Source organism: Burkholderia theae (genome assembly GCF_048565265.1).
GTDB classification, from domain to species: domain Bacteria; phylum Pseudomonadota; class Gammaproteobacteria; order Burkholderiales; family Burkholderiaceae; genus Burkholderia; species Burkholderia theae.
Genome location: NZ_CP183461.1, coordinates 3381932 through 3396072, shown reverse-complemented (window position 1 = coordinate 3396072; position 14141 = coordinate 3381932). Strand labels below are relative to the sequence as shown.

The 14141-nt window shown below is 69.3% G+C and carries 11 protein-coding genes; 9 read left to right on the top strand and 2 right to left on the bottom strand.

Translation table 11 applies throughout. From position 1 onward, the window contains the following. Positions 1-143: 143 nt before the first annotated feature. The 3 genes from tauA to ACN22W_RS15995 are packed head-to-tail and all read left to right on the top strand — an operon-like array spanning position 144 to position 2953. Entirely contained in the window at positions 144-1160 is a 1017-nt protein-coding gene (gene tauA / locus ACN22W_RS16005) for a taurine ABC transporter substrate-binding protein (RefSeq protein ID WP_419685375.1), read from the top strand. Positions 1161-1190: 30 nt separating this feature from the next. Next, positions 1191-1988, top strand: a complete 798-nt coding sequence (locus tag ACN22W_RS16000) for a taurine ABC transporter ATP-binding protein (RefSeq protein WP_048247118.1) — start codon at positions 1191-1193, stop codon at positions 1986-1988. After that, on the top strand, positions 1988-2953 hold the full coding sequence (locus ACN22W_RS15995; protein WP_419687435.1) for an ABC transporter permease subunit: 966 nt from the start codon (positions 1988-1990) through the stop codon (positions 2951-2953). Before ACN22W_RS16000 ends, ACN22W_RS15995 begins: the two co-directional genes overlap by 1 nt. A 47-nt stretch (positions 2954-3000) precedes the next feature. Here ACN22W_RS15995 and ggt read toward each other — a convergent pair whose 3' ends face one another. Beyond that, positions 3001-4875 carry a gamma-glutamyltransferase gene (gene ggt, locus ACN22W_RS15990; RefSeq protein ID WP_419685374.1) on the bottom strand — a complete coding sequence of 625 codons (1875 nt, stop codon included), beginning with the start codon at positions 4873-4875 and terminating at the stop codon, positions 3001-3003. Positions 4876-4968: 93 nt separating this feature from the next. Further along, positions 4969-5931, bottom strand: a complete 963-nt coding sequence (locus ACN22W_RS15985; RefSeq protein WP_048247113.1) for a LysR family transcriptional regulator — start codon at positions 5929-5931, stop codon at positions 4969-4971. Positions 5932-6082: 151 nt separating this feature from the next. Between ACN22W_RS15985 and ACN22W_RS15980 the strand changes: the two genes are divergently transcribed. From ACN22W_RS15980 to actP, 6 genes are all read left to right on the top strand, one after another. Beyond that, positions 6083-8218, top strand: coding sequence for a 3-hydroxyacyl-CoA dehydrogenase NAD-binding domain-containing protein (locus tag ACN22W_RS15980; protein WP_419685373.1), 2136 nt, complete (start codon positions 6083-6085; stop codon positions 8216-8218). A gap of 29 nt (positions 8219-8247) precedes the next feature. Then, a complete protein-coding gene (locus ACN22W_RS15975; RefSeq protein WP_419685372.1) occupies positions 8248-9456 on the top strand; it encodes an acyl-CoA dehydrogenase family protein in 1209 nt (402 codons plus the stop codon). Positions 9457-9470: 14 nt separating this feature from the next. Next, positions 9471-10607 (top strand): acyl-CoA dehydrogenase family protein, encoded by a 1137-nt coding sequence (locus ACN22W_RS15970; RefSeq protein ID WP_419685371.1) that lies wholly within the window; start codon positions 9471-9473, stop codon positions 10605-10607. A 30-nt stretch (positions 10608-10637) separates the two neighbouring features. After that, positions 10638-11843, top strand: coding sequence for a CaiB/BaiF CoA transferase family protein (locus ACN22W_RS15965; RefSeq protein ID WP_419685370.1), 1206 nt, complete (start codon positions 10638-10640; stop codon positions 11841-11843). A gap of 87 nt (positions 11844-11930) precedes the next feature. Next, entirely contained in the window at positions 11931-12236 is a 306-nt protein-coding gene (locus tag ACN22W_RS15960) for a DUF485 domain-containing protein (protein WP_048247102.1), read from the top strand. 11 nt (positions 12237-12247) lie between these two features. Then, positions 12248-13933, top strand: coding sequence for a cation/acetate symporter ActP (gene actP / locus ACN22W_RS15955; protein ID WP_129513052.1), 1686 nt, complete (start codon positions 12248-12250; stop codon positions 13931-13933). Positions 13934-14141: the final 208 nt, after the last annotated feature.

Genomic DNA, 14141 nt, shown 5'->3' with positions numbered 1-14141 from the left:
ACCGGACGCGCAATCCGGTCGAACGTGGAAAGCAAAGCTGAAACGGCATCGATAGCTTCGCAGGATAAGTTCGCTCCCGTCGCGCGCAAAGCTCCTATAGTCGGCTCTCCCGCAGCAATGCCCGCATTCCGAAGGAGAGCCGCATGTCCCGTTTCAGCTTCATCCGCCGCGCCGTCGTCGCGCTGACCGCCCTGGCCGCGTTCGGCGCGGCACACGCCGAATCGCGCGAAGTCGTGATCGCGTACCAGGACATGGTCGTGCCGTGGCGCTACGCGCAGGCGAGCGGTGAAGTCGAAAAGGCAACCGGCTACAAGGTGACGTTCCGCAAGCTCGACAGCGGCGCCGACGTGATCCGCGCGCTCGCGTCGGGCTCCGTGCAACTCGGCGAAGCCGGTTCGAGCCCGATCGCGGCCGGCCTGTCGCAGGGGCTCGACATCTCGCTGTTCTGGGTGCTCGACAACATCAACGATGCCGAGGCGCTCGTCGCGCGCAACGGCTCGGGCGTCACCAGCATCGCGGCGTTGAAGGGCAAGAAGATCGGTGTGCCGTTCGTGTCGACGTCGCATTTCCATACGCTCGTCGCGCTGCAGGCCGCAGGCGTCAATCCGAACGACGTGAAGATCGTCAACCTGCGTCCGCCGGAAGTCGCGGCCGCCTGGGCGCGCGGCGACATCGACGCGACCTATATCTGGGATCCCGTGCTCGCGAAGGTCAAGCAATCGGGCACCGTGCTGACGACGTCGGGCCAGGTTGCGAAAGAAAGTGGCAAGGCGACCCTCGACGGCTTCGTCGTGAGCCGCAAGTTCGCGCGCGACAACCCCGAGTTCGTCACGCGCTTCGTGAAGGTGCTCGCGGCCGCCGATGCCGACTACCGCGCGCATGCGGCTGCGTGGAAGGTCGGCTCGCCGCAGGTCGCGGCGGTGGCGAAGGTGTCGGGCGCGAACGCGCAGGACGTGCCGGCCAGCCTCGCGCTCTATGCGTTCCCGACGGCGGCCGAGCAGGCGTCGCCGACGTGGCTCGGCGGCGGTGCGCAATCGGGCGCCGCGAAGTCGCTCGCGGCCACGGCCACGTTCCTGAAATCGCAAGGCACGATCCAGACGGTGCTGTCCGACTATTCGGCCGGCGTCGATCCGCAGTTCGTGCAGAAGGCCGCGCGCTGAGCGCGGCGACCCATCGCGGAGCCATCGACCATGAGCACGCTGGAAGTCCGTCAGGTATCGGTTGCCTATCCGGGCGAGCGCGGACGGCCGACGACGCAGGCGCTCGCGCGCGTCGACCTGCGCATCGACGCCGGTGAATTCGTCGTCGCGCTCGGCGCGTCCGGGTGCGGAAAGACGACGCTGCTGAACTGCATGGCCGGGTTCGTCGCGCCGACGACCGGCGACGTGCGCGTCGACGGCGTGCCGGTCACGGGCCCCGGCGCCGATCGCGGCGTCGTGTTCCAGAAATACGCGCTGCTGCCGTGGCTCGACGTGCTCGACAACGTCGCGCTCGGGCTGCGCTTTGCGCGCGTGTCGAAGGCCGAACGCGAGGCGCGGGCGCGCGAGATGCTCGCGCTCGTCGGGCTCGACGGCCATGCGCATGCGCGCGTGTACGAACTGTCGGGCGGGATGCAGCAGCGGGTCGGCATCGCACGCGCACTCGCGAGCGATCCGCGCGTGCTGCTGATGGACGAGCCGATGGGCGCGCTCGACGCGATGACGCGCGGCACGATGCAGGCGCTCGTGCTCGACGTGTGGGCGCGCACCGGCAAGACGGTGTTCTTCATCACGCACGATGTCGAGGAGGCGCTGTTCCTCGCGACGCGTCTCGTCGTGATGACGCCGGGCCCCGGCCGGATCGCGGAAACCTTCGAACTGCCGTTCGCGCGTCGTTACGTCGAATCGCGCGATGCGCGCGCGGTGAAGTCGTCGCCGGATTTCATCGCGTGGCGCGAGCGGCTGATCGCGTACCTGCATCGCGACGAGGCGGTCGCGGAGCCCGCGTGATGCGCGAGCTCGCGCGGCAGGGCGTGGCCGTCGGGCGCGGCCGGAACAGCACTTTGACCAGGCAGGACAACATGAGCACGCAGGATTCGTGGGCGGCCGATCGCGCGGCCGCGGGTTTCGAGCAGGACGAGCGCACGACGCGGCGTCCTGCGGCGGCGCGCGCCGTGCGCGCGTCGCACCGTTACCGGTTGCCGGGGCAGGGCAAGACCGCAGGGCTGAGCGCGGCGACGGTCGCGGCGTTGGCCGTACTGTGGTGGGTCGCGACGCACCGGCAGTGGCTGCCGCCGCTGTTCCTGCCGGCACCTGAAGCCGTATGGACGGCGTTCGTCGACGCATGGCACGGCCGCATCCAGGGCGGCCTGCCGCTGTCCGAGCATCTGCTGTGGAGTGCCGCGCGCGTGTTCGGTGCGTTCCTGTTCGCGACCGCGCTCGGCGTGCCGGCCGGCATCCTGATGGGCGTGAGCCGCATCGCGCGCGGCGTGCTCGATCCGCTGCTGGAGTTCTACCGGCCGCTGCCGCCGCTCGCATATCTGCCGCTCGTCGTGATCTGGTTCGGCATCGACGAAACGGCGAAGCTCGTCGTGATCTTCCTCGCGTGCTTCGCGCCGATCGCGATGGCCGCGCGCGCCGGCGTGCGTGCGGCGACGGTCGAGCAGATCAACGCCGCGTATTCGCTCGGCGGCAGCTTCGCGCAGATCGTGCGCCATGTCGTGCTGCCGGCCGCGCTGCCGGAGATCCTCACCGGGCTGCGGATCGCGATCGGGTTCGGCTGGACGACGCTCGTCGCGGCCGAGATGGTCGCCGCGACGGCCGGGCTCGGGCAGATGGTGCTGAACGCATCGAGCTTCCTGCGCACGGATATCGTCGTGATGGGCATCCTGATCATCGGCGCGATCGCGTGGCTGTTCGACCTCGCGATGCGATGGGTCGAGCGGCGGATCGTGCCGTGGAAGGGCAGAGGCTGACGCGGCGCAGATTACGCGGGCGACGCACACGCGCCGCCCTGCCGCGCTCATTCGCCCATTGCGATCCCTTCGCGGCGCGGATCCGCGCCGCCGAACCACACCGTCTGCCCCTGCACGTTCAGCCGCTGGATGCCCTGCAGCCCCGAGTTCATCTCGACGACCTGCACGTCGTGCCCGCGGCCCTTGAGCCCTTCGGCGAGCGCGTCCGACACGCGGCCGCGCTCGAGCTGCGTCGGCCCGTTCATCGACCCGAAGTTCGGCAGCGCGATCGCCTGCTGCATCGTCATGCCCCAGTCGAGCACGCCGACCAGCGCTTTCGCGACGTGATTGATGATCGCGGGGCCGCCGGCCGAGCCGACGATCATCGTCACCTGCTTCGTCTTCTTGTCGAACACGAGTTCCGGCGACATCGCCGAGCGCGGCCGCTTGCCGGGCTGCACGCGGTTCGCGACCGGCCGGCCGTTGTCGTTCGCCACGAACGAGAAGTCGGTGAGCTGGTTGTTCAGCATGAAGCCGCGCACCATCAGCCGCGAGCCGAATGCATTCTCGACGCTGGTCGTCATCGACAGCGCCTGCCCGTAGCGGTCGACGATCGCGATGTCGGACGTCGACGGCAGTTCGGGGCTGCGGTCGTCGGCCATCGCGAGCGTCGCGCCCTGCGGCGTGCCGGCCTGCGCGACGCCCATGCTGTTGTCGCCGATCAGGCGCGCGCGCTGCGCGAGATAGGTCTTGTCGGTGAGGCTGGCCCAGTTGCCGCCCGGCAGCGGCACGAAATCGGGATCGGCGACGTAACGCGCGCGGTCCGCATACGCGAGGCGTCCGGCTTCGCTGAACAGGTGCGCGGCGAACGGCGTCGGCTCGTAGCCGACGTCGTTGCGCACCGGCTTCTGCGCGCCGATCTGCTGCCAGTCGGGCATCGCCTCGAGGATGCCGAGCATCTGCGCGATCGCGAGGCCGCCCGACGACGGCGGCGGCATCCCGCAGACGACCGAGCGCCGGTAGTCGGCGCACAGCGGCGTGCGCACCTTCGCCTTGTAGCGCGCGAGATCCTGGAGCGTCAGCAGGCCCGGATTGGTCGGGTGCTTGCGCACCTTCGTGACGATGTCGCGCGCGATCGCGCCGGTGTAGAACGCGTTCGCGCCGCGGTCGGCGACCTGGCGCAGCACGGTCGCGAGCGCCGGGTTCTTCAGCACCGTGCCGGCCGCCTTCGGCGTGCCGTCCGGGTTGTAGAAGTACGCGCGCGCGGCCGGGTCGTTCTTCAGGTACCTGTCGTTCGCGATCAGCATCGCGAGCCGCGGGCTGATCGTGAAGCCGTGCTCGGCGAGCCGGATCGCCGGCTGGAACAGCCGGCGCCACGGCAGCTTGCCGTGCGCGCGGTGCGCGGCGTCGAGCATGCGCAGCACGCCCGGCGCGCCGACCGAGCGCCCGCCGACGACGCCTTCGTAGAAACCCATTGGCTGGCCGGTCGGGCTGTAGAACAGGCGGTCGGTCGCGGCGGCGGGCGCGGTTTCGCGGCCGTCGTACGCCTGCGTCGCCTTGCCGTCGAAGTACAGCATGAACGCGCCGCCGCCAATCCCCGACGATTGCGGCTCGACGAGCGTGAGCACCATCTGCGTCGCGATCGCGGCGTCGATCGCGGTGCCGCCGGCTTTCAGCATGTCGTAGCCGGCCTGTGTCGCGAGCGGGTTCGCGGCCGCGATCATGAAGTGCTGCGAGGTCCAGCCCGGCTTGTCGGTCCACCCGGACGACTGCTCGGGCGCGTGGAAGCCGGGCAGCGGGACGGCGGCGCCCGACGCGGCGGCAACCGGGACGACGGCGCCCGACGGCGTGGACGGGGACGTGCAGCCCGCGTTGAACGCGACGAGCGCGACGGCGGCGAGCAGCGTCCAGGGACGCGAATGCGGACGAATCCGGTCGAACATTGAACCCTCGGCAGCAGTGAATTCGATGGCGGCGGCGGTGCCGGCGCAACGGGGCTGCCCGCGCAGGCTGCGCGCCGTGCGCGCCCCTGCGCGCTATTGTCGCCGCGCGGCCGGCGGATTGTCACCCGACAGGAAACCCTGACGCATCCCGCCGGGCCCGCCCCGGCCGGTCTTTCCGGCCTGTTCGAGGATGAACTCTATGAACGTCGACGTCGCGCGCGTGTGGTGCCGGTTCGGCATGTAGAGCATGTACATGTGCGTGCCGAAGATGCTGAGCCGGTACGCGTCGAGCGACGTGACGACGGCGCCGCGCCGCATGTCGTCCTGCACCACGTAGTCGGGCACGATGCCGACGCCGATCCCCGCGAGGATCGCCTGGCGCAGGAACAGGAAGTTCTCCGAAATCAGCGTCGGCTCGAGCAGCACTTCATGCCGCTCGTCGCCGAGATACGCGGCGATCCTGAGCTGGCGGCCCATCACCGTCGCGGTGACGACCGGCGCGGCCGCGAGCGCGCCGAGGCTCGACGGCATCCCGTGCGCGGCCGCGAACGCGGCCGACGCGCACGCGACGTAGCGCACCGCGCCCATGTCGCGTGCGACGAGGTTCTGCGGCGGTTCGGGCATCACGCGCACCGCAATGTCGATCTCGTCGCGCATCAGGTCTTCCACGCGGTTCTCGAACACGACGTCGAGCACGATGCCCGGGTGCAGCCGCTTGAACGCGAGCAGCCATTCGGACATCACCATCTGCCCGTAGCCGCTCGGCACCGACAGCCGCACGCGGCCCTGCAGGTCCTGGCCGAGCGTCGTCACCGATTCCTCCGCGGCGAGCAGCTCGTTGCGGATACGCCGGCCGTGCTCGTACAACTTCAGCCCGATCTCGGTCGGCTCGATACGCCGCGTCGTGCGCCGCACGAGCTGCTGGCCGATCGAGCGCTCGAGTTGGTTCAGCCGGTAGCTGACGTTCGCGCGGCTCATCTTGAGCCGCTGCGCGGCCTTGCTGAGATTGCCGGCGTCGAGGATCTCGACGAGCAGCGTCAGCGCGTTCAGGTCCATGCGTGTGCTCCTGATCCGTCCCGTTTAACGGTCGGAAAGCATTCAGTGTCAAGTCAGACTTGACAGCTTGTAAAGGCGTGCGGGAATTGTCAATGAATCTCGATCAATCGAGAATCGGGACATGCTTGGTGCACACACCACAGGAGACACCATGAATTCCCCCGCATCTCCCGCCACACCGCAGGCCGGCACCGTCACGCGCGAGCGGCGCGACAAGGTGCTCGTCGTCACGATCGACCACCCGCCCGTCAACGCGCTGTCCGCCGACGTGCGGCGCGGCCTCGCCGACGCGCTCGACGCCGCGCAGGCCGACGACGCGATTCGCGCGGTGCTGATCGTCGGCGCCGGCCGCAACTTCATCGCGGGCGCCGACATCCGCGAATTCGGCAAGCCACCCGTGCCGCCGTCGCTGCCCGACGTGTGCGAGCGGATCGAATCGGGCACGAAGCCGGTCGTGGTCGCGCTGCACGGCGCGACGCTCGGCGGCGGCCTCGAAGTCGCGCTGGCCGCGCATTACCGGCTCGCGGTGCCCGGCGCGAAGCTCGGGCTGCCCGAAGTCACGCTCGGCCTGCTGCCCGGTGCGGGCGGCACGCAGCGTGCGCCGCGCCTGATCGGCGCGAAGGCCGCGCTCGACCTGATGCTGACGGGCCGCCACGCGAGCGCCGACGAAGCGCTCACGCTCGGTCTCGTCGACCGCGTCGCGCACAGCGACGACACGCTCGCCGAAGGCCTCGCCTATACGCAGGAACTCCTGTCGCTCGGCGCGCCGGTGCGCCGCACGCGCGATGCGCAGGGGCTCGCCGATCGCGCGGCCGCGCAGGCCGCGATCGACGCGGCGCGCGCGGAGCTGCCGAAGAAATCGCGCGGGCTGTTCTCGCCGGCAAAGATCGTCGACGCGGTCGAGGCCGCGCTCACGCAGTCGTTCGACGCGGGGATGAAGTTCGAGCGCAGCCTGTTCCTGCAGTGCATCGACAGCCCGCAGCGCGCGGGCCTCGTGCATGCGTTCTTCGCGGAGCGCGAAGCGGCGAAGGCGCCCGAGGCGCGGCGGGCGAGCGCGCGGCCGGTCGAGCGGATCGGCGTGGTCGGCGGCGGCACGATGGGCGCGGGCATCGCGGTCGCGGCGCTCGACGCCGGATTGCCGGTGACGATGATCGAACGCGACGAAGCGTCGCTCGCGCGCGGCCGTGCGCACGTCGAGAAGGTGTACGACGGCCTCGTCGCGAAAGGGCGGATGACGCCGGCCGCGCACGCGGCGCGGCTCGCACGCTTCAAGGGCAGCACGTCGTACGACGCGCTCGCGCAGGCCGACGTCGTGATCGAGGCCGTATTCGAGGACATGGCCGTGAAGCAGGCCGTGTTCGCCGAGCTCGTGCGCGTCTGCAAGCCGGGCGCGGTGCTCGCGACCAACACGTCGTATCTCGACATCGACGCGCTGGCCGCGAGCATCGACCGGCCGGCCGACGTGATCGGCCTGCATTTCTTCTCGCCGGCCAACGTGATGAAGCTGCTCGAGATCGTCGTGCCGGCGCGCGTGAGTGCCGACGTCGTCGCGACTGCATTCGCGCTCGCGAAGCAGTTGAAGAAGACACCGGTGCGCGCGGGCGTGTGCGACGGCTTCATCGGCAACCGGATCCTCGCCGTCTATCGCACGGCGGCCGATTACCTGATGGAAGACGGCGCGTCGCCGTACCAGATCGATCGCGCGGTGCGCGCATTCGGTTTCCCGATGGGGCCGTTCCAGGTCGTCGACCTTGCGGGCGGCGACATCGGCTGGGCGACCCGCAAGCGCCGCGCGGCGACGCGCGACCCGCGGGCCCGCTACGTGGAAATTTCCGACCGGCTGTGCGAGCGCGGCTGGTTCGGGCAGAAGACGTCGCGCGGCTACTACCTGTATCCGGACGGCGCGCGCGTCGGCACGCCGGACCCGGAAGTCGACGCGATCGTCGCGGCAGAGCGCGAGAAGAAGGGCATCACGCCGCGCACGTTCAGCGACGACGAAATCCTGCGTCGTTACCTCGCCGCGATGATCAACGAAGGCGCGAACGTCGTGCACGAGAAGATCGCGCTGCGTCCGCTCGATGTCGACGCGGTGTTCCTGTACGGCTACGGCTTCCCGCGCTATCGCGGCGGCCCGATGCACTACGCGGACACGCTCGGCCTCGCGAACGTGCTCGCCGATATCCGCGCGTTCGCGAAGGAGGATCCGCTGTTCTGGAAGCCTTCGCCGCTCCTCGTCGAACTCGTCGCGCGCGGCGCGGATTTCGCGAGCCTGAACCGCGTCGACTGAACGCCAACCGCATTCGCAACGGACCGAAGATGGACCTCAATTTCACTCCCGATGAGGAAGCGTTCCGCACGGAAGTGCAGCGCTTCCTGCAAGCCGAACTCCCCGAGCGCATCGCGCGCAAGGTGAAGGGCGGCCTGCATCTCACGCGCGACGACATGCGCGAATGGCACGCGATCCTCAACGCACGCGGCTGGCTCGCGAGCCACTGGCCGCGCGAATACGGCGGCCCCGGCTGGAGCGTCGCGCAGAAGTTCCTGTTCGACAACGAATGCGCGCTCGCCGGTGCGCCGCGTATCGTGCCGTTCGGCGTGAACATGCTCGGCCCCGTGCTGATCAAGTACGGCAACGAAGCGCAAAAGCGCCACTGGCTGCCGCGCATCCTCGACGGCACCGACTGGTGGTGCCAGGGCTACTCGGAGCCGGGCGCGGGTTCCGATCTCGCGGCGGTGAAGACGAGCGCGGTGCGCGGGATCGACGCGCAGGGCGAGCACTACATCGTGAACGGCCAGAAGACGTGGACCACGCTCGGCCACTACGCGAACATGATCTTCTGCCTCGTGCGCACCGCGACCGACGTGCGCAAGCAGGAAGGCATCAGCTTCCTGCTGATCGACATGAACACGCCGGGCGTCGACGTGCGCCCGATCATCACGCTCGACGGCGAGCACGAGGTGAACGAGGTGTTCTTCACCGACGTGCGCGTGCCGGCGGACAACCTCGTCGGCGAAGAGAACCGCGGCTGGACCTACGCGAAATTCCTGCTCACGTACGAGCGCACCAACATTGCCGGGATCGGCTTCTCGACGGCCGCGCTCGACCGGCTGCGCGCGGTCGCCGCGAAGGTGACGAAGAACGGCAGGCCGCTCGCGGACGATCCGTTCTTCGCGGCGCGCGTCGCGCGCGTCGAGATCGAGCTCGAGAACATGCGCACGACCAACCTGCGCGTGCTGGCCGCGGTCGCGGGCGGCGGCGCGCCGGGCGCGGAAAGCTCGATGCTGAAGATCCGCAGCACGCAGATCCGCCAGGAGATCACGTCGCTGATGCGGCGCGCGATGGGGCCGTACGCGCAGCCGTTCGTCGACGCAGCGCTCGATGCGGACTACGACGGCGAACCGGTCGGCCCGGACGACGCCGCGAGCGCCGCGCAGCAGTACTTCAACAACCGGAAGCTGTCGATCTTCGGCGGCTCGAACGAGATCCAGAAGAACATCATCGCGAAGATGATGCTCGGGCTGTAACGAGGGACGCGACGATGGATTTCCAGCACACAGAAGACCGCCGGATGCTGGCGGACACGTTGAACCGCTTCATCGCCGAACAGTACGCGTTCCCGGTGCGCGATCGCATCGCGCAGTCGGCCGAAGGCTTCGATCGAACGATGTGGCAGCGCCTTGCCGGGCTCGGCACGGTCGGCGCGCTGTTTCCCGAAACCGACGGCGGCTTCGGCGGCGCGGGTTTCGACATCGCCGTGGTGTTCGAGTGCCTCGGGCGCGGGCTCGTCGTCGAGCCGTTCCTCGGCGCGCTGCTGGCCGGCCGCGCGCTGTCGCTCGCCGGCGGCGACGCGCATCGCGACAAGCTCGCGGCGCTGATCGACGGCAGCGCGAGCGCCGCGTTCGCGCACGACGAGCCGGGCTCGCACTATGAACTGACGACCGTGCGCACACGCGCCGAACGATCGGGTGACGGCTGGGTGCTGACGGGCGCGAAGGGCGTCGTCGACCAGGCCGCGCAGGCGGCGTTCTTCGTCGTCAGCGCACGCGTGTCGGGTCGCGACGACGATGCGGCCGGCATCGGCCTGTTCGTCGTGTCGGCCGACGCGCCGGGCGTGTCGCTGCGCGACTACCGGAAGATCGACGGCGGCCGCGCGGCGGAGGTGCGCTTCGAGCGCGTCGCGCTGCCGGCCGATGCCGTGCTCGGCGATCACGAAGGCGAAGCGGGCGCGGCGCTGCTCGAACGCGTGCTCGGCTACGGGTTGCTCGCGCTGTCGGCGGAAGCGCTCGGCGCGATGGACGTCGCGAAGGAGCACACGCTCGAATACCTGCGCACGCGCAAGCAGTTCGGCATGCCGATCGGGAGTTTCCAGGCGCTGCAGCACCGGATGGCCGACCTGCTGCTCGAAGTCGAGCAGGCGCGCTCGGCCGTGATCAACGCGGCCGCGCAGCTCGATGCGCCGCGCGTGACACGCGAACGCGCGCTCGCGGCGGCCAAGGTCAGCATCGGCCGGATCGGCACGCTCGTCGCGGAAGAGAGCATCCAGTTGCACGGCGGGATCGGGATGACGTGGGAGCTGCCGCTGTCGCATTACGCGAAACGCCTCGTGATGATCGATCACCAGCTCGGCGACGAGGATCACCATCTCGCGCGCTACATCGCGCTGTCGAAACAGTAAAAGCAAACGACGCGAATGGAGGAGACAAGGATGACGAACGAACCGCGCGCGTTGCCGCTGGCCGGCGTGAAGGTGCTCGATTTCTCGCGCGTGCTCGCGGGCCCGTGGTGTGCGATGGTGCTCGCCGATTTCGGCGCGGAAGTGATCAAGGTCGAGCATCCGGCGCGCGGCGACGATACGCGTGACTGGGGGCTGCGGATCGGCGACACCGAGACCACGTATTTCAACAGCGTGAACCGCAGCAAGCGGTCGATCTGCGTCGACCTGCAGACGGAAGCCGGGCAGCGCGTCGCGCGCAAACTGGCCGCGCAGGCCGACGTGGTGATCCACAACTTCAAGTTCGGCGGCGCGGAAAAGCTCGGCCTCGGCTACGACGCGCTGGCCGAGCTGAATCCGCGCCTCGTGCACTGCGCGATCTCGGGCTACGACCGTTCGGGCGCCGAGGCCGCGCGGCCCGGCTACGACCTCGTCGTGCAGGGCGAGGCCGGGCTGATGGCGCTGAACGGCGAGGCCGGCCAGCCGCCGCTGAAGTTCGGCGTCGCGGCGGTCGACCTGTTCACCGGCATGTATTCGGCGCAGGCGATCCTCGCCGCGCTGTACGAGCGCCATGCGACCGGGCGCGGGCGGCGCATCGAGATGGCGCTGTTCGACTGCGGGCTGATGATCACCGCGTACTACGGGCTCGACGCGCTGCTGATGGGCGAGGACCCGCCGCGCTACGGCAACGCGCATCCGTCGATCGTGCCGTACGGCGTGTTCGACGCGGCCGACGGCCCGCTCGTGATCACGGTCGGCAACAACACGCAGTTCGCGCGCTTCTGCGATGCGATCGAGCGGCCCGACCTCGCGGCCGACGCGCGTTACAAGACCAACCTCGGCCGCTCGGAAAACCGCGCGGACCTGCTGCCCGAGATTCGCCGCGAACTCGCGCGCCGGTCGCGCGCGACGCTGCTCGCGGCGCTCGCCGACGCGGGCATTCCGTGCGGCGAAGTGCTCGGCTTGCACGAAGCGCTGACGTCCGAGCGCGCGACCCGCGCCGGGCTCGTCACGCGGCAGCCGCATCCGGTCGCGGGCGAGGTCGACTTGCTGGCACCGCCGTACCGCTTCGACGGCGCACGGTTGCCGGTGCGCGGCGCGCCGCCGGTGCTGGGCGCGGATACGGAGGCGGTGCTCGGCGGCTGGCTCGGGATGTCGGCTGATGAAGTCGCGCGGCTGCGTGCGGATCGCATCGTGTAACGCGTTTATTTGCCGCCGCGGCGCGGGCGGATCGGATCACGCGCCGGCCAACTTCTCGCGACATGACGAGAAGACATTGGAGACACCATGGAGCTTTCCGTCATCGAATCGGTCACGGCGCGCCGCGACTACCAGCAGCTCGTGCGTGCGCGGCGCCGCTTCAGCTTCGTGCTGACGGCGCTGATGATCGCCACCTACTACGGCTTCATCCTGTTCGTCGCGCTTGCGCCGCACGTGCTCGCGACGCCGCTGTACCGCGGCGCGACGACGACGGTCGGGATCGCCGCGGGCGTCGCGATCATCCTGGTCGCGATCGGCCTGACCGCGTGCTACGTGCTGCGCGCGAACCGCGTGTTCGACCGCCGGGTCGACGCGATTCTGCAGCGCTCGTGATGGAGGCCGACATGCGACGCACATCGATCGCGCTCGGCGCGCTTGCTTCTCTCGTTTCCTCCGCCGCCCATGCGGTATCCGTCGCGGGCCCGATGCCCGACAAGGTCGAGCTGAACCCGGTCGCGATCGGGATGTTCTTCGCGTTCGTGTTCGCGACGCTCGCGCTCACGCGCTGGGCCGCGCGCCGCACCCGCTCGACGCGCGATTTCTACACGGCCGGCGGCGGCATCACCGGGCTGCAGAACGGCCTCGCGATCGCGGGCGACTACATGTCGGCCGCGTCGTTCCTCGGGCTGTCCGGGATGGTGTTCATGTTCGGCTTCGACGGGCTCATCTATTCGATCGGCTTTCTGGTCGGCTGGCCGTTCGTGATGTTCCTGATCGCCGAGCCGCTGCGCAACCTCGGCAAGTTCACGTTCGTCGACGTCGTCGCGTACCGCTTCGCGCAGCGGCCGATCCGGCTGATGACTTCCGCGAACGCGCTGACGATCGTCGTGCTGTACCTCGTCGTGCAGATGGTCGGCGCGGGCAAGCTGATCCAGCTGCTGTTCGGGCTGTCGTACGGCACGGCCGAACTGATCGTCGGCGTGTTGATGGTGGTCTACGTGTTTTTCGGCGGGATGACCGCGACGACCTGGGTGCAGGTGATCAAGGCCGTGCTGCTGCTGTGCGGGGCGACACTTCTCGCGTTGCTCGCGCTCGGTGAATTCGGCTTCAGTGTCGACGAGATGTTCCGCCGCGCGGTGGCCGTGCACCCGGGCGCGCTCGGCATCATGGGGCCCGGCAAGCTGATCCGCGATCCGGCCAACGCGTTGTCGCTCGGGATCGCGCTGATGTTCGGCACGGCCGGCTTCCCGCATATCCTGATGCGCTTCTTCACGGTGCCGAACGCGAAGGAGGCGCGCAAGTCGGTGCTCTATGCGACCGGCTTCATCGGCTACTTCTACCTGCTGACCTTCGTGATCGGCTTCTCGGCGATCGTGCTGCTCGCGCAGCATCCGGAATTCTTCCGGCTCGCCGCGAACGGCACGTTCAACCTGACGCACGACCTGCTCGGCGGCTCGAACATGGTCGCGGTGAAGCTGGCGCAGGCGGTCGGCGGGAACTGGTTCTACGGCTTCATCGCGGCCGTCACGTTCGCGACGATCCTCGCGGTGGTCGCGGGCCTGACGCTCGCCGGCGCGACGACGATCTCGCACGACCTGTACGCGCAGATGTGGGCGCGCGGCAAGCCGGACGAGCGCCTGGAGATGCGCATCTCGCGTGCGGCGACGATCGTGCTGTCGGCCGTCGCGATCGGGCTGTCGATCCTGTTCGAGCACGTGAACGTCGCGTTCATGGTGGGGCTCGTCGCGGCGGTGGCCGCGAGCGCGAATTTCCCGGTGCTCGCGATGTCGATCTTCTGGCGCGGGATGACGACGCGCGGCGCGGTGCTCGGCGGCGGCCTCGGCCTCGTGTCGGCGGTGGCGCTCACGGTGCTGTCGAAGTCGGTGTGGGTCGACGTGCTGCACCACGCGCACGCGCCGGTGTTCCTCGACAACCCGGCGCTCGTGTCGGTGCCGCTCGCGTTCATCGGGATCATCGTCGGCTCGCTCGCGGATCGCGGCGAGCGCGCACGGCGCGAGCGCGCCGCGTTCGAGCAGCAGGAGTTCTACGCGCAGACGGGCCTGCTGGCCGGCAAGGCCGTGCAGCACTGATTCGTCGGATGAATGCGCGTATCCGTCCGGATCGCCGGACGGATATTTTCCGGAAATCCGGAATCCCGGATTTCCTTGCCTGCCGCATTGTGAGAAATACAATGAAAACAACGGCTTGAGGGGTTTCGGGAACCTGGCATCGACCTTGCAATATAAAACGCATGGCCGCCCACCGGCCTGACTATTAAACAAGGAGACAATCGATGAC

Excerpts from the sequence above, each read along its gene's own strand:
- ggt (WP_419685374.1), bottom strand. The coding sequence starts at position 4,875 with ATGTTCGACCGGATTCGTCCGCATTCGCGTCCCTGGACGCTGCTCGCC.
- tauA (WP_419685375.1), top strand. The coding sequence starts at position 144 with ATGTCCCGTTTCAGCTTCATCCGCCGCGCCGTCGTCGCGCTGACCGCC.
- ACN22W_RS15970 (WP_419685371.1), top strand. The coding sequence starts at position 9,471 with ATGGATTTCCAGCACACAGAAGACCGCCGGATGCTGGCGGACACGTTG.
- ACN22W_RS15980 (WP_419685373.1), top strand. The coding sequence starts at position 6,083 with ATGAATTCCCCCGCATCTCCCGCCACACCGCAGGCCGGCACCGTCACG.
- ACN22W_RS15995 (WP_419687435.1), top strand. The coding sequence starts at position 1,988 with ATGCGCGAGCTCGCGCGGCAGGGCGTGGCCGTCGGGCGCGGCCGGAAC.
- actP (WP_129513052.1), top strand. The coding sequence starts at position 12,248 with ATGCGACGCACATCGATCGCGCTCGGCGCGCTTGCTTCTCTCGTTTCC.
- ACN22W_RS15975 (WP_419685372.1), top strand. The coding sequence starts at position 8,248 with ATGGACCTCAATTTCACTCCCGATGAGGAAGCGTTCCGCACGGAAGTG.
- ACN22W_RS15960 (WP_048247102.1), top strand. The coding sequence starts at position 11,931 with ATGGAGCTTTCCGTCATCGAATCGGTCACGGCGCGCCGCGACTACCAG.
- ACN22W_RS15985 (WP_048247113.1), bottom strand. The coding sequence starts at position 5,931 with ATGGACCTGAACGCGCTGACGCTGCTCGTCGAGATCCTCGACGCCGGC.
- ACN22W_RS16000 (WP_048247118.1), top strand. The coding sequence starts at position 1,191 with ATGAGCACGCTGGAAGTCCGTCAGGTATCGGTTGCCTATCCGGGCGAG.
- ACN22W_RS15965 (WP_419685370.1), top strand. The coding sequence starts at position 10,638 with ATGACGAACGAACCGCGCGCGTTGCCGCTGGCCGGCGTGAAGGTGCTC.